15 protein-coding genes are annotated in these 18,188 nt (G+C 60.2%); 6 read left to right on the top strand and 9 right to left on the bottom strand.

What is annotated here, in order from left to right; genetic code table 11:
• Positions 1–35: 35 nt before the first annotated feature.
• The 3 genes from ispA to CCX46_RS26960 form a co-directional block, all read right to left on the bottom strand.
• Positions 36–923 (bottom strand): (2E,6E)-farnesyl diphosphate synthase, encoded by an 888-nt coding sequence (ispA, locus tag CCX46_RS26970; protein ID WP_099757289.1) that lies wholly within the window; start codon positions 921–923, stop codon positions 36–38.
• The gene (locus CCX46_RS26965; RefSeq protein WP_003228627.1) at positions 920–1,162 is read right to left on the bottom strand and encodes an exodeoxyribonuclease VII small subunit; all 243 of its coding nucleotides are present in this window, start codon (positions 1,160–1,162) and stop codon (positions 920–922) included. Before CCX46_RS26965 ends, ispA begins: the two co-directional genes overlap by 4 nt.
• A gap of 113 nt (positions 1,163–1,275) precedes the next feature.
• Positions 1,276–2,421 (bottom strand): Fic family protein, encoded by a 1,146-nt coding sequence (locus CCX46_RS26960; RefSeq protein WP_127929936.1) that lies wholly within the window; start codon positions 2,419–2,421, stop codon positions 1,276–1,278.
• A 278-nt stretch (positions 2,422–2,699) separates the two neighbouring features.
• Between CCX46_RS26960 and CCX46_RS26955 the strand changes: the two genes are divergently transcribed.
• Genes CCX46_RS26955 through CCX46_RS26930 form a run of 6 tightly spaced genes read left to right on the top strand, consistent with a single transcriptional unit; the run spans position 2,700 to position 12,887 of the window.
• Positions 2,700–3,491: a YfaP family protein gene (locus CCX46_RS26955; protein ID WP_127929935.1), complete on the top strand. Its 792-nt coding sequence runs from the start codon at positions 2,700–2,702 to the stop codon at positions 3,489–3,491.
• Between the two features lie 40 nt (positions 3,492–3,531).
• Positions 3,532–5,244, top strand: a complete 1,713-nt coding sequence (locus tag CCX46_RS26950) for a DUF2138 domain-containing protein (protein ID WP_127929934.1) — start codon at positions 3,532–3,534, stop codon at positions 5,242–5,244.
• A complete protein-coding gene (locus tag CCX46_RS26945; RefSeq protein ID WP_127929933.1) occupies positions 5,241–5,879 on the top strand; it encodes a DUF1175 domain-containing protein in 639 nt (212 codons plus the stop codon). Before CCX46_RS26950 ends, CCX46_RS26945 begins: the two co-directional genes overlap by 4 nt.
• On the top strand, positions 5,876–10,450 hold the full coding sequence (locus CCX46_RS26940; RefSeq protein ID WP_127929932.1) for an alpha-2-macroglobulin family protein: 4,575 nt from the start codon (positions 5,876–5,878) through the stop codon (positions 10,448–10,450). The genes CCX46_RS26945 and CCX46_RS26940 overlap by 4 nt, the downstream gene beginning before the upstream one ends.
• Position 10,451: 1 nt before the next feature.
• Positions 10,452–12,071 carry a DUF2300 domain-containing protein gene (locus CCX46_RS26935; RefSeq protein ID WP_127929931.1) on the top strand — a complete coding sequence of 540 codons (1,620 nt, stop codon included), beginning with the start codon at positions 10,452–10,454 and terminating at the stop codon, positions 12,069–12,071.
• Between the two features lie 3 nt (positions 12,072–12,074).
• Positions 12,075–12,887 (top strand): YfaP family protein, encoded by an 813-nt coding sequence (locus tag CCX46_RS26930; protein ID WP_127929930.1) that lies wholly within the window; start codon positions 12,075–12,077, stop codon positions 12,885–12,887.
• Positions 12,888–12,911: 24 nt separating this feature from the next.
• Here the strand turns inward: CCX46_RS26930 and CCX46_RS26925 are convergent, their stop codons facing one another.
• From CCX46_RS26925 to CCX46_RS26900, 6 genes are all read right to left on the bottom strand, one after another.
• Positions 12,912–13,346, bottom strand: coding sequence for a hypothetical protein (locus tag CCX46_RS26925; RefSeq protein WP_127929929.1), 435 nt, complete (start codon positions 13,344–13,346; stop codon positions 12,912–12,914).
• A gap of 62 nt (positions 13,347–13,408) precedes the next feature.
• A complete protein-coding gene (locus CCX46_RS26920; RefSeq protein WP_127929928.1) occupies positions 13,409–13,966 on the bottom strand; it encodes a hypothetical protein in 558 nt (185 codons plus the stop codon).
• A 127-nt stretch (positions 13,967–14,093) separates the two neighbouring features.
• The gene (locus tag CCX46_RS26915; protein ID WP_127929927.1) at positions 14,094–15,269 is read right to left on the bottom strand and encodes a GGDEF domain-containing protein; all 1,176 of its coding nucleotides are present in this window, start codon (positions 15,267–15,269) and stop codon (positions 14,094–14,096) included.
• A gap of 494 nt (positions 15,270–15,763) precedes the next feature.
• Positions 15,764–16,510 carry a S24 family peptidase gene (locus CCX46_RS26910; RefSeq protein WP_127929926.1) on the bottom strand — a complete coding sequence of 249 codons (747 nt, stop codon included), beginning with the start codon at positions 16,508–16,510 and terminating at the stop codon, positions 15,764–15,766.
• Positions 16,511–16,733: 223 nt separating this feature from the next.
• Positions 16,734–17,261 (bottom strand): inorganic diphosphatase, encoded by a 528-nt coding sequence (gene ppa / locus CCX46_RS26905; protein ID WP_003205933.1) that lies wholly within the window; start codon positions 17,259–17,261, stop codon positions 16,734–16,736.
• A gap of 112 nt (positions 17,262–17,373) precedes the next feature.
• On the bottom strand, positions 17,374–18,186 hold the full coding sequence (locus tag CCX46_RS26900) for a M90 family metallopeptidase (RefSeq protein ID WP_127929925.1): 813 nt from the start codon (positions 18,184–18,186) through the stop codon (positions 17,374–17,376).
• Between the last annotated feature and the right edge of the window lie 2 nt (positions 18,187–18,188).

Genomic DNA, 18,188 nt, shown 5'->3' with positions numbered 1-18,188 from the left:
TGCCCACGCGTTGGTCTTTTTTGGCGGATACGCCGTCAGTTGCGCCGCTCGACGATATACCGGGCCAGCTCGCGCAAGGGCTCGGCCGCCGCGTCAAACGGTCGCAGGGCGTGCAGGGCCTGATCGCGCAGTTCCAGCGCGTAAGCCTTGGCAGCGTCGAGACCGAGCAGCGCCGGGTAGGTCGGTTTGTCGCGGGCAATGTCGGCGCCCTGGCGTTTACCGAGGGTTTCGGTATCGCTTTCGACGTCGAGGATGTCGTCCTGCACCTGAAAGGCCAGGCCGATGGCCTGTGCATAAGTCTGCAGGGCACGGAGTTCATCCTGCTCGGCACGGCCGCTGGCCAGAGCACCGAGTTTGACGCTGACTTCGATCAGTGCGCCGGTCTTGTGCCGGTGCATCTGTTCGAGGGCTTTCTGATCGAGTTTGAGGCCGACCGAGCCGAGGTCGATGGCTTGACCGCCGACCATGCCTGCCGGGCCTGCGGCATTAGCCAGCGCGGTGACCATTTGCAGGCGGATGTCACTGCTGCAATCGCTCAGGCGCGGGTCGAGCAGGGCACTGAAAGCCAGGCTCTGCAAACCATCACCGGCAAGAATCGCGCAGGCTTCGTCGAATTTCTTGTGGGTGGTCGGCTGGCCGCGACGCAAATCGTCGTCGTCCATCGCCGGCAAATCATCGTGAACCAGCGAATAAGCGTGGATCAGCTCAACCGCGCAGGCCGCGCCGTTGGCTTGTTCAGCCTTGCCACCGAGCGCTTCGCACGCCGCGTAGGCGAGCAGCGGTCGCACGCGTTTGCCGCCGTTCATCACGCTGTAGCGCATGGCTTCGTAAAGCCGCGCCAGCTCCGGCAGCGGCGCATTGAACAGGGTTTCCAGCGCTGCGTTGACCCGGGTCTGGCTGCTCGCCGTATACGCCGCAATCATTCTGGCTGTTCCGCGTCGAAGGGTTCCTCGGCGAGTTCGCCATCGCGCTCCAGCAGCACTTGCACTTTCTGCTCGGCCTGCGCCAGCGCTGCCTGGCAGTCACGGGTCAGACCGATGCCCTGCTCGAAAGCGGTCAGCGAGTCTTCCAGCGACAATTCACCGTTCTCCAGACGCTCGACCAGTGTTTGCAGGTCGGCGAGGGACTGTTCGAAATCCAGTGCAGCTTTTTTGCGGGCCATGGCGGCGATTTCCGGTTGACGTTAAACCGGCGCGACACTAGCAGATAGGGGGGTTATGGGCAAATGAGCGGGCCGGCTCTCAAGGGCAAAGAATGACACTGTGGCGGTTGGGTTTAACGTGCTGCTCTGTCCGGATAATTGATCTGGTAGCGCGTGCTACGGCCACCTCCCGGCAAGCGTTGCAGGCAACCTTTCTCCAGCAACTCCACAAGATGTCGGGTCGCCGTGGCCTTCGACACTTTCGCCACCGCTTGATATTGCCCGGCGCTGATGCAGTGCTCAAAGCCCCGCTCGCCGCCATCGAGCAGGCGATTGAGCACTTTGACCTGCTCAGCCGAAAGTTCGGACTCGCGGTGTGCCTGCCAGAAACGCGTCTTGCCCAGCACGCTTTCAATCCGGGTGATGGCTTGTTGCAGACTGCGTAGCAAGGTTTGCAGGAACCAAGAGAGCCACTCGGTGATATCCAGCGCGGCTTTCTGGCTGGACTCCAGAATCCGGTAGTAGCCGGAACGATCATCCAGAATGCTCGCCGATATGGCGTAGAAACGGATGGCTTGCGCTTCGCCCTGTGCCAGCGCCAGATCAGTGATGGTGCGGGTCAGACGGCCGTTACCATCGTCGAACGGATGCAGGGTGACGAACCAGAAGTGGGCGATGCCCGCGCGAAGCATCGGGTCCAGTGCTGTCTGATGCTGGCTGGCCTCGAACCATTGGAGAAACTGGTCGAGCTGCTGTTCAAGACCTTGGCGTGGTGGGGCTTCGAAATGAACCGTTGGACGATCAATGCGACCCGAAACCACCTGCATTGGCTCGTCACCGCGTAGCGCACCCACATGCATTGAGCGCGCAGTAAGGTCAGCCTCTTGATCGGGAAACAGCCATTGGTGCCATTCCAGCAAGCGTTCCAGCGTCAACGGTTCGACAAATCGACGGGTGGCATCGAGCATGAGTTGCGCCAGACCTTCACTGCGTTGGCTGACTTTATCGCCGTCGATCAACTCCAGGCCCAAACGTCGCGCCAAGGATGACCGCACGGAGCCGACATTCAGTTGCTCACCTTCGATGGCCGAAGACGTCACGATATTCTGCAAAAGGGCGTCCAGTTCGGCCTGAGCCCCCAAAGAGTCACCTACCGAACCGGCCATACCCATCAACTGACCTTGCGCCTGCACACACTCACGCAACAACGGTGTCAGGCGTTCTGCCTGCCAGTTGAAGTCGGGCCAATCGGGCTGCTGCCAGATCCAGTGAGTTGCCATTCGTTGCCTGCCTTGAGTCCGTGAGCCAAATAGAAAAGCTATTCGGCTCATTTTGTGAGCCGAATATGACGGCTATTCGGCTCACCGTCCACCGGATTGGCGTGATTCCTACAGTAAAAGCACATGTATCCGATTGTTAAAAAACCGCCGAATCGCTAATCTTCGCGCCTTCTACGACCCCATAGTCACGGGTCTTTCAGACGAAACGCAGTTTTCACCGCTGTGAAGTACCGAGGATCGGGTGCAAGGTTTCGTTCAGGCATGGCAGGAGGCATTACATGCGTTCATTTCTTTGGCTGCTGATCGGCCTGGCCTGCGCGCCCGCGCTGCTGGCGGCGCCGACGGCCGAGCTGTCGGAGCCAGTGGGCGGTTGGCGCTATCACGGCTTGCTCGACCGCAGCGAAAACCCGCAAGTCGCCTATCCGACGCCGCCGATCGATCGCGGCATCCAGCGCAATCGCACGATGATCCAGGGCCAGCTCAAGGCCATCGGCGATATGCGCCCGCCGCACAGTCTCGCCGTGAATGGCAATCCACTGAATCTGTACACCGACGACCAAGGCCGTTTCGCCCGGCCGTACGCGTTCGGCGCTGGCTCCAACAGCGTCGAAGTGATCAGCGCCGAAGGCCAGTCGCTCAAGCGCGTGCAATTTTATGAAGCAAACAATTTGCGCACGCCGGCGCGGATTCGTCTTGTCTTGGGATGGGACGATCCGAAAGCCGAGCTCGATCTGCACATTGTCACGCCTGACGGTCAGCATGCGTTCTGGGCTCGGCCAGCGCTGAGCAATGGCGGCGGTCTTGACCCGGATGGCGTTGATGGCCCGGGCCCGGAAATGTTCACCATGACCGCGCCGTTGCACGGCACCTATCTGGTTTACGTCAACTATTGGGGCAACTTCGGCAACGGCGGCTATAACTTCGAGGAGACCAGCAACCAGAACGAGGTGATCACCTCGCAAATCACGCTGGTGCTCAACGAAAACACCGTCGACGAAAAACGCGAAACGTTCATCGTACCCCTGCGGGCGATCGGTGATCTGCTGCTGGTCAAGACTTTCAACTATTAATAAGCATCCCGCTGCACGGATGAAATCGGGCTTTGAAAAGATGAGCGATAACACTGTTACTCCGGCTGCCGACACGCCAGCGGCCAAACCTTCGCGGCGCTGGCCTTTGCTTCTGGCCGGGTTGTGCCTGGTGGCCGGCGTGGCGGGTGGTTTTGGCTGGTTGCTGCTCAAGCCCAAGGCACCGCCGGCGGAATTGGCCAGTGACAAGCTTGGCCTCAGCCGTCCGGATGCGTTGCTGGAAACCCGTTCGCTGAGCCAGTTGCCCAAGGACCTGCTGACGGTGCCGTTCCTCAAGGCCACGCTCACCGAGGATTTCGTCTTCTATTACGAGACTCATGCTGATCGCCTCGGCTTGATCGGCAGTCTGCGCCGGATCATCTACGAGCATGATCTGAAGTTGCAGGACAGCCTGATCGAGCAGCTTTTCGATCAACCGGCCGATGTCGCGCTGTGGCGTGGCGCGGATGGTCGCTTGAAGGATTTCCTGCTGGTGATGGATCGCGGCGGGCTGGCGAAGCTGCTCGAGCCGCTGGCGAAAGTCGCGATGGATGACACGCAACTCAGTCAGATGGGCGAACTCAAAGTCGGCGGCGATAGCGTGCCGTTGTACCAACTGACCTATAACGCCAGCAAAGCGCTGCTGTTTGCCTCCCACGGCGACAAACTGGTGGTGCTGTCGAACCCGGCCAAGTACTACGACCCGGAAAGTGGCGTCTCTGAAGAATCGGGGCACGTCTCGCCACAAGCGCTGGCAGCGCTGCTCAATGGCGAAAAACTCTTCCCCGAAGCGTTCGGTCTGCCAGCGAAAACCGCGGAAACCAAGCAGCGTCTGTCGGTCAATTCCAGTGTTCTGGCCATGGGTTATCAGCGCTTCATCCCGAACTTCGCCGGGCTGCGCTTCGACATGGACGACAAGGGCTGGCACAGCTACCTCGCCATGGACGAGCTGGAAAACCAGCCCGACTTCGATTTCAAACCGGTCTGGCAAGCCATGCCGCTGGGGGCCAGTGCCTGCGTAACCCTGCCGGTCGCGGCCGAACCGCAAAAACCGCTGTTGGTAAAACTTGGTGCCGAAGAGACCGTGGCGCAGACCCTCACCGAACACGTGGCCGGCGCGGCAGGCCTGTGCTGGTACGCCGATTCGCGGTTGTACACGCCGTTGCTGGTGGCCAGTCTGAAAGACGAGGACAGCAGCAAACTCGATGGCGACCTCGGCAAGCTGTTCGGTTCGATGGTTGGTGCGTTCGAGGCCAACGTCGAAGAAAACGTGTTCCCGGTGGTCGAGAAGCAGGAAGGCCAGAACCACGTCTGGCAGCGTCAGGTCAGTTCCAATTTCGGCCCCTACGCAGCGAAGACTGCGGAAAACCCGGACGCGATTTCCGGCAAGGCATTCATGAAAGTCAGTCTTGCCCGTCACGGCTCGACGCTGCTGTTTTCCCTCGACGACAAACTGGTCGACAAGGCCCTCGGCACCCTCGATAAGCGCTTCCCGCCAATGGCCGACGTGCTGCCGAAAGATGTGCTGATGCCGATCTATTTCGGCCCGGATTCGATGGCGCAACTGATGCAGCAGGAAACCCTCGACAGCCTGCCGCAGGACATGGAGCCGGTGTTCTACAACGCCGCACAAACCTATCTGATCCCGAAACTGCGCACCCTCGGCGGCTACGGCAAATATGCCCTGACTTTGCCTGAAGGCAGCGAGCCTGACGGCCACTGGCAGTGGCTGCCGCTGGAGTGGAAAGCGCTGTGACGACACTGATCCGCAGCCTCGGCCTGCTTGCGCTGCTATTGAGTGCGGGTGCCCGAGCCGTTGAAACGCCAGCGCTGGACCCGGCGCAATCCCAGGTGTTTCGCGCCTGGTTTGTGCGCATCGCCCAAGAGCAACTCAGCCAGGGCCCGAGCCCGCGCTGGTATCAGCAGGATTGTGCCGGGCTGGTACGTTTTGCCGCCAACGAAGCGCTGAAAGTCCACGACGACAAATGGCTGCGCAGCAATGGCCTGTCCAATCGCTACCTGCCGCCCGAGCTTTCGCTGAGCGATGAGCAACGCAAGCTTGCCCAGCAATGGCAGCAGGGCGGCGGCAAGGTCGGGCCGTACGTCAACGCGATCAAACTGATTCAGTTCAACAGCCATCTGGTCAGTCGCGACGTGTCGCAGGCGCGGCCCGGTGACCTGATGTTTTTCGATCAGGGCGACGACCAGCACCTGATGATCTGGATGGGCCGCTACATCGCCTATCACACCGGCACCACCACCCCGACTGACAACGGCATGCGTTCGGCAAGCCTGCAGCAACTCATGACATGGAAGGACACCCGATGGATACCCGACGCAGCCAACCCCAACTTCATCGGCGTCTATCGACTGAACTTTCTCTCCCAATGACCGGTGCCCGCATGTTGCGTATCTGCTCGCGAATTCCTTTGCTGCTGGCGCTGTTGCTGCCATTGGCGACCGTTAACGCCGAAGATTCGGTGGAGCCGAGCGGCTATACGCCGGTGTCCGGTGAGAGCTTTTTCCTCCTCGCCGACAGTAGTTTCGCCGCAGACGAGCAGGCGATGGTGCGCCTCGAAGCGCCGGGCCGTGATTACCGTCGTTTCCGCATGGAACCGTACGGCGGCGCCGATATTCGTGTGTATCGCATCGACAAGCCGCTGGATTTCCTCAAACGCCAGAAGAACCTGCACCGCGTGGTCAGCGATGGCCAGTTCAAGGGCGAAGGCTTGTCCAACACCCTCGCGTACTTGTGGGACAACTGGTACCGAAAATCCCGTCGGGTGATGCAGCGCGCGTTCTCTTATGAGTCGCGCAAACAGGTAACCGAAGAGGTGCCGGAACTGAAGATGGGCAACGCCATTGCCGCGCCGACACCGTACGATGCACAGCCGCAATTTGCGCTGATTCCGGGTCTGCCGGTGGTCAGCCAGTTCCGTTATCCATTGTGGCAAGCCAAGCCGATTCAGCCGCCAGCCGGGGTCAATCTCGCGGGCTCTTCGAGCGACTTCGTCAGCGTCGCGCCGGGTAACGTTTACATCCCGTTGGGCAATCTGAAGCCGGGTCTGTATCTGGTCGAAGCGCTGATCGGTAAATACCGCGCGACCACCATGGTGTTCGTCTCCAACACCGTCGCGGTGAGCAAGATTGCTGGCGATGAATTGCTGGTCTGGGCCGCACGCAAACACGAAGGCAGCTCGGTGCCGAAGGTCAATGTGCTGTGGACGGATGGCCTCGGTGTGATGAGCAGCGGCGCGACCGACACTGATGGTTTGCTGCGCCTGAAACACGTCAGCCCTGAGCGTTCGTTCGTGATCGGCGAGGATGAAGAGGGCGGCGTCTTCGTCTCGGAAAACTTCTACTACGACAGCGAAATCTACGACACCAAACTCTATGCCTTCACCGACCGGCCGCTGTACCGCCCGGGTGATTGGGTGTCGCTGAAGATCGTCGGTCGCGAGTTCAAGAATGCGCGGGATTCGGTATTGCCGGGGGCAGCGGATGTCTCGGTCAGCGTGCTCGATGCGACCGGTACCGAGCTACAACACCTTGACCTTAAGCTCGATTCGAAGGCGGGCACTCAGGGCCGTTTCCAGTTGCCGGACAACGCCGTTGCCGGTGGTTACGAGATTCGTTTCAACTATAAGGAACAGGCCTACAGCAGTGCTTTCCGTGTGGCGGAGTACATCAAGCCGCACTTCGAGATTTCGCTGAATCTGGCCAAGCAGGATTACCGCACCGGCGAACCGGTGAAGGGCAGTCTGGTGCTGCTCTACCCGGACGGCAAACCGGTGGCCAACGCCAAACTGACCCTGAGCCTGCGCGCCCAGCAACTGTCGATGGTCGACAACGAGCTGCAATACCTCGGGCAATTCCCGGTGGAGCTGACCAGCACCGAACTGACCACCGACAGCAAGGGCAACGCGAGCCTCGACTTGCCGGCCGCCGACAAACCGAGCCGCTACATGCTCACCGTGTTTGCCAGCGATGGCGCGGCGTATCGGGTCAAGACCACCAAGGAAATCCTCATCGACCGTGGCGCGGCGAGCTTCCGCTTGAGCGCACCGCAACGCTTCAGCGCGGTCGGCGACAAGGTTGCGTTCAGCTACGCCAATGAGGGCGGCACCGAACAAAGCAAAGCGGTGACGCCGAGCACGTATGGCTGGGTGCGTCTGGAAGACCAGAGCACCGGTGAAGGCAAACTTGCGGCGACTGACAAAGGCTTCAGCATTGCCTTCGAACGTCCGGGCACTTACAACCTGACACTCAAGGATCAGCACGGTCGCGTGCTCGGTGCCACCGGGCATTCGGTCACCGGCGATGGCGTAAAAGCAGTGCCGGGCACCGTGGAAATCGTCCTCGATAAACCTGAGTACAAGGCTGGCGATGAAGCGCTGGCGCTGATCACGTTCCCGGAACCGGTCAGCGATGCTCTGCTTTCTCTGGAGCGCGACAAGGTCGAAGCTACTGCGCTGCTGGCCAAGGGCGGCGACTGGCTGAAACTGGAAAAGCTCAGCGACACCCAATACCGCGCGCGTATCCCGGTGAGGGACAACTTTGCGCCGAACCTGACCTTCTCCGTGCTCTACACCAAGGGTGGTCAGTACAGCTTCCAGAACGCCGGGATCAAAGTGGTCGCGCCGCAAATCGACGTGGCGATCAGCACCGACAAAGCGGTGTATCTGCCGGGCGACACGGTCACGGTTGACCTGACCACGCAGTTCGCCGGCAAAGCCGTTCCGGCGCATCTGACCGTCAGCGTCGTCGACGAAATGGTCTACGCGCTGCAACCGGAAGTCGCACCGACCATCGACCAGTTCTTCTATCACCCGCGCCGCAACAATGTGCGTACCAGCGCCAGTCTGTCGTTCATCAGTTACGATGTCGCGTTGCCGGGCAGCCCGGGCGCGCCGGGCAAAGCCAACCGCAGCGAGCGCGGGGTGAAAGTGCTGGAGCGGCCGCGTCGTGAAGACGTCGACACGGCCGCTTGGCAACCGGAGTTGTTGACCGGCGCCGACGGCAAAACCCGTTTCACTTTCAAAATGCCGGACTCGCTGACCCGCTGGCGCATTACCGCCCGCGCCATCGCCGATGACGGTCAGGTCGGACAAAAGAAACAGTTCGTGCGTTCGGAAAAACCGCTGTACCTGAAGTGGAGCGGCCCGAGCAAATTCCGCAAGGGCGATCAGCCGCAACTCGGTGTGTTCGCGTTCAGTCAGGCCGAGAAACCGGTCAAGGCTGAACTCGTGGCCCACTACGCTGGCGCTGAACAACGTGTCCCGGTGACCCTCAACAACGGCATCAATTACCTGCCGCTGCCAGCATTCGCCTTGGCTTCCGGTGATTGGACGGCTGAACTGGTGCAGGACGGCAAAACCGCCGACTCCCTCGCCGTGCGCCTCAGTGCGACCGGTGACGGCTGGCAGGTGACGCAGACGCAAGGCCTCGATGTCGCCAGTGGTGACACGCCGTTGAGCCTGCCGGCGGATGCCACGGATATTCGCCTGCGTCTGGATGACAGTCCGCAAGCGCTGTTCCGTTCGGCTCTCGATGATCTGCTGAGTTATCCGTACGGTGGCGTCGAGCAGACTGCCAGTCGTTTGCTGCCGCTGAGCATCGCTTATCCGTCGCTGGCATCGAATCCGCAGATTCGTGATCGCTTGCGCCTGATCATGCAGAACAGCCGTCTGCGTCTGGTGCAAATGGCCGGGCCATCGGCGAGCTTCACGTGGTGGGGTTACGACGGTGAGCCGGATGCGTTCCTCACTGCCTACGCCTATTACGCCGACTGGAACGCCAGCCAGGTGCTGGAGCTGACCTTGCCGCCGGAGCATTGGCAGCGGGTGCTGGAAGTTTACGCCAAGCAAGCGCCGAACACGCCTTTGCTGCAACGCGCGCTGATTCTGTCGTTCGCCAAGCAGATGCATTTGCCGGTGAACACGCTGCTTAGCGGCTTGATCGACGATCTGGCCAAGGCCGGTGAAGGCAATGCTGAGACCATGCTCGACGATGGTGAAGACAGTCTGGTGATGAGCGATCCGGATTCGGCGCTCGGTCTGGCAGCGGCACGGGTGTTGACCGCCTCTTTGGCCACGCAGTCGAAAGTCGCCTTGCCGGACGCGTTCAATCGTCAGTTGGCTGCTGCACAACAGCGTCTTTCGGTCAGCTCGCAGCCATTTGCCGAAGCGTTGAACCTGTCACTGCAACCGTTCGATCAGGCACGTGCGCAAGCGCTGTTGCAACGACTGTTGCCGCAGCAATCGACCCTCGAACGTGCGCTGGCGCTGACCTGGTTGCAACGCAGCATCGCCCAGGCTTCGCCGACCATCGCCTTGACGCCGGGTGAGGGCTGGAAGAAAAACTACGGTGCAACCGGTGAGATGTACTGGACGTGGCAAGGCGCGGCGCCAGTGCCGAGCGTGCTGACAGTGTCCGGCACGCAAGAGCGTCCATTGCGCGCGGCGTTGAGCTTCCAGACCCAGCAACCGCCAGTCGATCCAATGGCCGTGACCATCACCCGTCGCCTGTCGCGACTGGTGCCGGGCGATGAAGCCTTCATCTTCAAGCTGGAGCCGGTGGGCACCAAGCCGCTGTCCAGCGACAGCCTGTATCTGGACGAAGTGATCCTCACCAGCAAAGCGCCGAAACCACTGCGCTACGGCATGCTCGAAGTGCCGCTGCCACCGGGCGCTGATGTCGAGCGCACGACGTGGGGCATCAAGTTGCAGGGCAAGGACGGCACCGAGCCGACGGCGCTGGAGAAGGCGCGTTTCGAACCGGGCCAGTTGGCCTATGCGGTGCCGGTCGATGCGCTGAGCGGCGAGTTGCGGCTGCGCCATCTGGTGCGATTCTCGCAGAAGGGCCAGTTCAACTTGCCGCCGGTGCGCTTCAAGCAGGTCTACGCACCGCAGCATCAGGCCCAGGAAGCGAAAGCCGCCCTCGGTCAGGTCACGGTCAACTGACATGACCCGGCCGCTGCTGTGGCTGCTGATGTGTGTGATCCCTGCGCTGGCGACGGCGCAGGATGAGCCGTTGCGCGTGGCCTACAAGGGCGAATTGTTGTCGTTGAGTCAGACGCAACTGATCAAGCGTGAACCGTTGCCGTCATCGCTGGATACGCCGCTGGGCAGTCTGTGGAAGTTGTTTGTCTACACATGGCTGGTGGATACCGGCGCGCGGGAGCCGGCGTATGAATGTCGCGGACAGTCGAAGGAAGAGGTTTATTGCTGCGCAGCGGGCGGCAGGATCGAACGAGATCAGGCGCTTGTGAAATCCTGCGGGTTATATTTCGAACCTGCGCGGTTGGGAATTACGGCGGCGGATTGGCGAGCGTATTGGCAAGCGCGCGAAGCGCCATTGTGGTTGCTGGATTTGCCGTCGGTGCAACCGGCTCAACGGGTTTCCGTGGCTGATTTGCTGAAGGTCCTGGCCTCGCTACCGGCGCAGGATCAGGCGCGTCGAGTGCTGCTCGACGTGGTGCTGAATGCGGCGGACGGCAATGTCGTTGGTGAACTGGGCGGACGCTTGCGGGTGAAAACCTGGAGCTGGCTTGGCGATCAGGATCCGCAATCGCGCCAGGGTGGTTTCGCCGGTTGGACGGCTGATGGCTCGCCGGTCTGGGCAGGCGGGCGCGGCACCAGCCAGATGGTCTTGCGGCATTACGGCCAAGCATTGGCGACCGTGTTGCCGGCAGCCTGGCCGGCGGAGGCGGGGCGTTGTGTCGAAGTCAGCCTGTTTTCGAAGTACCCAGTTTCGAAGGTGTTAGCGGGTGATCGCCTCGCGACATCCGGCCCGTTGCAAGGCGACTATCGCGTCGAATTCGCCAACGGCAACGCGCTGGATATCCACAGCGACGGCGAACTGTTTCTACTCAACGACAAACTCGTCGCAAGGCTTGATCGCGAAGAATATGTAGCCCGCGTCCTTGAGCGTGAAGCCAAACCCGAACCCGCCGAAGCGGCCAAAGCGCTGGCCGTGGCAATCCGCACTTATCTGCTGCAAAACGCCACACGCAACGGCGACTGCCTGAGCATCGATGACAGCAGCAATCGCCAGCGTGTCGCCCCGCGTCCAGCCTCGGCCGAATCCCGCAACATCGCCGCATGGACGGCAGACCTCGTGCTGGCTGGTAGCACCGTCACCTATCACTCCGATCAACCCGGCCCGGACAAACTCGCCTGGCAACAAGCCGTCGAGCAAGCCAGCGCCGGTCAGCGCTACGACGCGATTCTGCTGCACGCCTACCCGCGCGCCAGCCTCAGCCGCTGGGACAACCCGGTCGCCTCCTGCGAAGCACTGCCCGCTGCGCAAGACTGGCTGCAGAAACAACGACGCGGCTGGCGTCCGACGCTGGAAAGCGAAACCGGCTACAACGAAGTCAGCACCTTCGCCGTGTGCAAACTGGCCTTCGGCCGTCCTTTCGTCGACCGTGAACGCCAACGCATCTACGTGCGCGGCGTGCTGACCCTGCAGGATCGCCTCGACCTGACCCACGAATATCTGCACCTGGCTTTTGAAGCACACCCCAACGGCCAGGATGAAACCTACATCGAAGGGCTCGCCCGTCATCTTTTGCTGGAATAGACCATGACACTCCGTTATCCACAGGTCTTGCTGTTGCTCTGCACCTTGACCGCGCTATCGCCAGCGATGGCCGCCGACAGCGTCAAACTCGACACCCCGGTCGGCGGCTGGCGCAGCGGCGCCCCGGAAGGCGAGGGCGAAAGCTTCCGCCAGACCGTCAACTACCCGGCCTCCTCGGTCAACACCCCGATTGGCCAGGCCAATACCGCCCGCATCAGCGGCGAAATCAAAGCTACGCAGAAGGGCAACGAACCCGGTCGCTTGATCGTCAACGGCGTCAGCATGCCGCTGAAAATCGACGACAGCGGCCGCTTTGACCGCCCGTTTTCCTTCCCCAACGGCAGCAACAGCGTGGAAGTGCGCAGTCCCGATGGCCAGCAGCGCCACCGCACACAGTTCCTCAACACCAGCGGCGGCGCGACCCCGGCCAAGCTGCGCGTACTGTTGGCGTGGGACAGTGACGGCACCGACCTCGACCTGCACCTCGTCACCCCCGACGGCGCGCACATCTGGTACGGCAACCGCAGCGCCGCCAACGGCGCCGCGCTCGACGTCGACGTCACCACCGGTTATGGCCCGGAAATCTTCGCCATGCCGGCGCCGATCAAGGGGCAGTATCTGGTGTATGTGAATTATTACGGCGGTGGCTATCGCGGGGATGAGGATGGCGGCGATGAGGCGGTGCAGCCGCTGACCACGGCGCAGGTGACGGTGATTACTGAAGAAGGTGCGCCGAGCGAGAAGATGGAGACGTTTGTGATCCCGATGCGCGCGGTGGGTGAGCTGACGTTGGTGAAGTCGTTCAGTTATCCCTGAGCAGTTACTTGCTCAGGGACAGCGCTAGAGTCCAGGCGGAATGTAACCGGGTACGAACGGAACGTTGATGCATTTGCCATGAATGATCTTTCCGTCCTCGATCCGAAACAGTACGATCTTTTTGGCTTTGTTGACGGTGGCTTCCAGTTTGCAGTCAGAGCTATGCCCGACCGTCTCGTAGTACTCGGTGTACACCATGCCGTTGCCGGTGTGATTCATGGAAGTGCCGGCCGCTTCGGTGGTGGTCCAGCTGGAGGATTTGAACCAGGTCAAGACGGCCAGATTTTCGCCGTTCGCACCGGTCTGTTTTTTCATCGAGTCAGGTTTGCCGAACAGATCGAGTGCTTCCTGAACATCCCGTCCTTCCCAGCGCGACTGGGCAATCAGGTGGCAGCCATTCACCATTGATACTGTGGCTGTTATCAACAGCGCCGAAAACGTTTTAGTCCATTGATTCATCATGACTCCCGGTGTCATGTGCGAGACGAAATAGCGCGCTGTAGCGCCCAGAAATCAGGCTGCTACTTGTTGCCCAGTATCGAGTCGAGGTTGTCCATCATCTGGCCTTTCTCTTGAATCGGTGCAAGTTTGAAGAACATCTGCTGCATGCCCTGAATCATCTGCAAGTGCTCCATCTTGCCCACTGCAATCATGTCTTTTTTCTCTGGAGTGCAAACGAAAGCCAAAGCGCGCTGCACCCAGAACTCCTTCGGCTGTTGCCATTGCTCGTTCACTTTCAGGTGCCGCAGCATGTAGGCAATTCGATCCACCGACTGGCCGTTAACAAACCGCACCTTGTTGGTCTTGCACTGAACTTCCAGGTTGTAGGCATCGATCATTGGCTTGCCCGGCTCTTCATACACCAGCGTCACCGCCAGCATTTGCGCACCCTTGGTACGCGTCGACGGCACCACGGATGTGCTGTCGGCGACATACATGATGTTCTTGTGCGGGACGCCGTTACCGTAAATGATCCACCAGTCGCCAACGGGGTTCGGCTCTTCTGCTGACACTGAAGTGGCAGTCAAGAGTGCAGTCAGTAAAGCGACGGATTTACTCAGTTTGAAAAACGATGACATGGTGTTGCTCCATTCCTTGGCGCTTTTGTAATGCACAAAAACAGAATGGAAATTTAGTGGCGGGCGCCGGCAGGGGCAATTAGGGCGGATGTGCTAGTGGCTTATTGAAATGGTCGGTGGCTGGGCACTAATTATCGGTAAGGCTCAGGTACAGCGAACGCAACGTCTGTACACGATTACGACCCTTGTCTTTGGCGCCGTACAGCGCCTGATCGGCTTCCGAGAGCAGACGTGACAAGTCGTAGCCGGATTCGCGGGTAGTCACCACGCCGATGCTGACGCTGAGCAGACCCGGCTCAAGAATCGACAATTGCGAGAACGAACGGCGGATCCGTTCGGCAATTTCCAGTGCAGTCTGCTCATCGCAATCGTTGAGCAGGCAGGCAAACTCCTCACCGCCAATCCGCCCGCAAACATCGTCCTTGCGCAGGCTCTCGACCACGATCCGGCCGAACGCGATCAACGCCTGATCCCCAACGGGATGGCCATAGGTATCATTCAGACGCTTGAAGTTATCCAGGTCGCAAAGCAGCAACGCCGCCGGTTCTGCGTGTTGCTGGCTTTCAGTAAGCAACTGGCCGGCGTTCATCATGAACGCGCGACGATTGCCAATGCCCGTCAGCGGATCGCTGAACGCCGCCGCTTTGAGCTTGAGCTCTGCACGTTCCTTGACCATCGCCAGGGTGATGTAGGCAATGCCGATGACATACAGCATCGACTCGAACAGCATGAATGAGAAAAACGGCACTCCCTCACCACTGCCCAGCAGGGCTTTGGTCACCGGCAGCCCTTCATCGGTCGCACTGCGAACGGCGTAGAACACAGTGTGCAGAACGGTCAGCACCAGCGCCGGCATAAACGCGACGTCCAGAGTGTGGCGGCTGCGCCAGAGCTCCAGCGTTGTCATCACGCCGTAACCGAATGCCAGCAAGGAGTAGATTAAAACCCGATTTGGCATCGACTCGTAGAAGGCGGGAATCAGGCACAAGGTCAGCCATGCGAACGCCCCTGCCAGAATGCCGGACACTGACGGCCTGCGCCCGACCAGCGTGCGCATGGCCGTCCAGTTCATCGCTGCACTGAGCAATAGAACAACATTGCCGAACACAATCGGAATGAAGTCGACCCCTCGATCACGCCAACTGACCAGTACCACGCCCAAGGCGCCCAGCAGCATCATGCTGCCGAGGTACGCCAGCGGCGGCTCACGGGTTTCGCGATACCAAGCGTGCAGCGTCAAAAGCCCCATCAAAAAGAAGACGAAGACCGAAACGACCAACAGGGTCGGGATATGCAGGGCCATTCCATGGATTCCCGTGAGGCTCAATACCGGAATCCGGCCGGGGTCGGGGATGCGGGTAAAAACAGAGGGGGTGGGTGTTGGGCGGGATTTAGCACTGAGGGGTTGAGGTTGGCAAGTGTTGAGTCAAGCTCGCCAAGGTAAACGTTTTTTTGCAGGCATTAAAAAGCCGGCTTGTGGCCGGCTTCTCGGGGACTGGCTTGGCCTATTTTTGGTAAGCCTTGCCAGCCTTCAAAACTTACATCCGGATCTGCGTCCGGCTGCGGGACTTGGTCAGACGTTGGTCTGCCGCGTCGGGCGCTGTCTGAGCCGCGGGGCGGATCGATGCGCAAATGTGGGGCGCAGGATACTGAGTTTTGCTTGGGATTCCCAGTCTGAAGTGCGGTTTAGAGCGACTTCTTCGCCAGAAATCCGGGATTTGTACCGATTGTCCGGGCCTCTTCGCGAGCAGGCTCGCTCCCACAGGGTTCTGTGCAAGCAGGCATAGCTGCGTCGGATCAAAGAAACGGCACCACCGGCCGCCGTTTGCTCACCGTCGACCACCAGAACACCCAGCCCAATATATGAATCCGTTGCTCTTCGATCTGCGCCGCGCGGAACACTTCGTCCGGATATTCGGCGCTGTTGTGGCTGCGCAGGCGCAGACCGTTGCCGGGCATGCGGTGCAGGTATTTGATGCGCAGCATGCCGTCGTGTTCGATGGCGTAGATTTCGCCGTCCACCACTTGGGTCAGGCCGCGGTCGATGGCAACGACGGAGCCGTCTTCGATGCGTTCGGCCATGCTGTTGCCGATCATGTGTGCACAGATGGCGTCGGCGGGGCGGATCTCCAGTTGATCAACCTGTGCACGCAGCAGGCGGATGGAGAGCTCCGGGTCTTGGATGACGTGGGTTTTGTCGGAGCCGTTGGTCAGTGGCGTTTCTTTGAAGAAGGCCAGTTCGATGTCGTTGGGATGGATGAATCGGTAGGCGCCCTGAGGATCGTGGGCGTCAAAGCTGTCGCCGTTGCTGGCAGGCGGAGTCAGGCTTGGCAGCTCTTTAATGCCTTCACCGGTTTTCAGCCATTCGCTGTTGACGGACAGCAGGCGTGAGACTTCTTCCATGCGATACGCCGGGACGCCCCGGGTGTACCAGTTGTGGACATTTTGGGCTTCCGTGCCCCAGAACTTTGCGAAACCCGTTGTGGAGATGTTCGCTGCTTCCAGGAGTGCCTTGAATCTTGGACCGCTAGTGTTCTTTCTCATAAACACGGAGTCTACGGCCGTGCCAGAGCGGTTTGAATAAACTGAACGTTCAAAAACGGGCTGAATTTTGCGACGGGATGTAAGACGCTCTTGTGGGAAATTACACAGGCTAAAACTTTTCTGTAGTCCGCCATAAACAAGCTGTTTAAGGCGGCTTTTTCCGAGCACAAAAAACCCCGGATCAACCGGGGTTTTCTTCAAGCATCACGCGTCGCGCAGGTGCTTAGCCTTTGTAGGCGGCAACCGACTTGGTGATCGCTTCGCGGGCGGCGTCTGCACCGGCCCAGCCTTCGATCTTGACCCATTTGCCTTTTTCGAGATCTTTGTAGTTCGCGAAGAAGTGCTCGATCTGCTGGATCAGCAGTGGCGGCAGGTCAGTGTATTCCTTCACATCGACGTACAGCTGGGACAGCTTGTCGTGTGGCACTGCGATGACTTTGGCATCGCCGCCGCCGTCGTCGGTCATGTTCAGGATGCCGACTGGACGTGCGCGGATCACCGAACCTGGAGCAACCGGGTAAGGGGTCACAACCAGCACGTCGAGGGGATCACCGTCGTCAGCCAGGGTGTTCGGGATGTAACCGTAGTTGGCCGGGTAGAACATTGGGGTGGCCATGAAACGGTCAACGAACAGGCAATCGCTGTCTTTGTCGATTTCGTATTTGATCGGCGCGTGGTTGGCCGGGATCTCGATCGCGACGTAGATGTCGTTCGGCAGGTCTTTGCCAGCCGGAATCTTGCTGTAGCTCATTGGGCGTTGCCCCCGTAGTTGACCAAAAACACTTGGCCGGATTGACCAAAAAGTGGCGGCGATTATAGGCATATTCTGCCGTGGACGCCATGTACCGAAAGTCGTGCAGCGCTTAGTCGTGTGGCTGATAGACCGGGTCTGTGGCCTGAAGTTGCCGCAACCTGCCCAACGGATCCTGGCGGTAGAAAAGCTGCAACTGCGCATAGACCTGTGGATAGGCCTCATGCAGCAAATCCGGGGCGCTGAAGAAGTATTCGCTGGTGACCGCAAAGAATTCCGCCGGGTTCTCGGCGGCGTAGGGATCGATAGCCGTTTCGGCGTCGGGATTGCGGTCGAGCTGGCGATTGAGATCGTCGTAGGCGTGTTGCATCACTTCAGCCCAGTCGCTGACGCGCATATCGGCGTGCAGCGGTGGCAGGCCATTGGCGTCGCCGTTGAGCATGTCGAGTTTGTGCGCCAGTTCGTGAATCACCAGGTTGTAGCCTTCCCAGCCGCCACTGGCCATGACGCCGGGCCAGGCGAGGATGATCGGTCCCTGCTGCCAGGCTTCGCCGCTGTGTTCGCCGTCCCACTCATGCTCGACACCGCTGGCGTCGCGATGACGTTGCGGGCTGAGGAAATCGTCCGGGTAGAGGACGATTTCGTGGAAACCCTGATACCAGTTCAGATCACCGAGGTTGAGCAGCGGTAATTGCGCTTGGGCGGCGAGCAGCAGGCGTTGTTCCTGATGCAGTTCGACGCCAGGCAGGGCGCTCAGGTGTTTGTCGTCGAGGAACAGCACGCAGGCTTCACGCAGCCACTGGTCTTCGGCAGCGCTGATGCCATCAAGAAAACTCAATTGATGGCGCACCCGTTGCCACATGTCGTCGGCAATCGGGTGCTTCGCCAGAATGCGCCGGCGGCGCCAGGCGCTCAGCGACCACATCG

Source organism: Pseudomonas sp. RU47 (assembly GCF_004011755.1).
In the GTDB taxonomy this organism is placed as follows: Bacteria; Pseudomonadota; Gammaproteobacteria; order Pseudomonadales; family Pseudomonadaceae; genus Aquipseudomonas.
This window is presented reverse-complemented; position numbering and strand designations above follow the sequence as displayed.

What these genes read in the sequence shown, in the direction of transcription:
- ispA (WP_099757289.1), bottom strand. Translation starts at nt 923, where the DNA reads ATGATTGCGGCGTATACGGCGAGCAGCCAGACCCGGGTCAACGCAGCG.
- CCX46_RS26965 (WP_003228627.1), bottom strand. Translation starts at nt 1,162, where the DNA reads ATGGCCCGCAAAAAAGCTGCACTGGATTTCGAACAGTCCCTCGCCGAC.
- CCX46_RS26960 (WP_127929936.1), bottom strand. Translation starts at nt 2,421, where the DNA reads ATGGCAACTCACTGGATCTGGCAGCAGCCCGATTGGCCCGACTTCAAC.
- CCX46_RS26955 (WP_127929935.1), top strand. Translation starts at nt 2,700, where the DNA reads ATGCGTTCATTTCTTTGGCTGCTGATCGGCCTGGCCTGCGCGCCCGCG.
- CCX46_RS26950 (WP_127929934.1), top strand. Translation starts at nt 3,532, where the DNA reads ATGAGCGATAACACTGTTACTCCGGCTGCCGACACGCCAGCGGCCAAA.
- CCX46_RS26940 (WP_127929932.1), top strand. Translation starts at nt 5,876, where the DNA reads ATGACCGGTGCCCGCATGTTGCGTATCTGCTCGCGAATTCCTTTGCTG.
- CCX46_RS26935 (WP_127929931.1), top strand. Translation starts at nt 10,452, where the DNA reads ATGACCCGGCCGCTGCTGTGGCTGCTGATGTGTGTGATCCCTGCGCTG.
- CCX46_RS26930 (WP_127929930.1), top strand. Translation starts at nt 12,075, where the DNA reads ATGACACTCCGTTATCCACAGGTCTTGCTGTTGCTCTGCACCTTGACC.
- CCX46_RS26925 (WP_127929929.1), bottom strand. Translation starts at nt 13,346, where the DNA reads ATGAATCAATGGACTAAAACGTTTTCGGCGCTGTTGATAACAGCCACA.
- CCX46_RS26920 (WP_127929928.1), bottom strand. Translation starts at nt 13,966, where the DNA reads ATGTCATCGTTTTTCAAACTGAGTAAATCCGTCGCTTTACTGACTGCA.
- CCX46_RS26915 (WP_127929927.1), bottom strand. Translation starts at nt 15,269, where the DNA reads ATGGCCCTGCATATCCCGACCCTGTTGGTCGTTTCGGTCTTCGTCTTC.
- CCX46_RS26910 (WP_127929926.1), bottom strand. Translation starts at nt 16,510, where the DNA reads ATGAGAAAGAACACTAGCGGTCCAAGATTCAAGGCACTCCTGGAAGCA.
- ppa (WP_003205933.1), bottom strand. Translation starts at nt 17,261, where the DNA reads ATGAGCTACAGCAAGATTCCGGCTGGCAAAGACCTGCCGAACGACATC.
- CCX46_RS26900 (WP_127929925.1), bottom strand. Translation starts at nt 18,186, where the DNA reads ATGTGGTCGCTGAGCGCCTGGCGCCGCCGGCGCATTCTGGCGAAGCAC.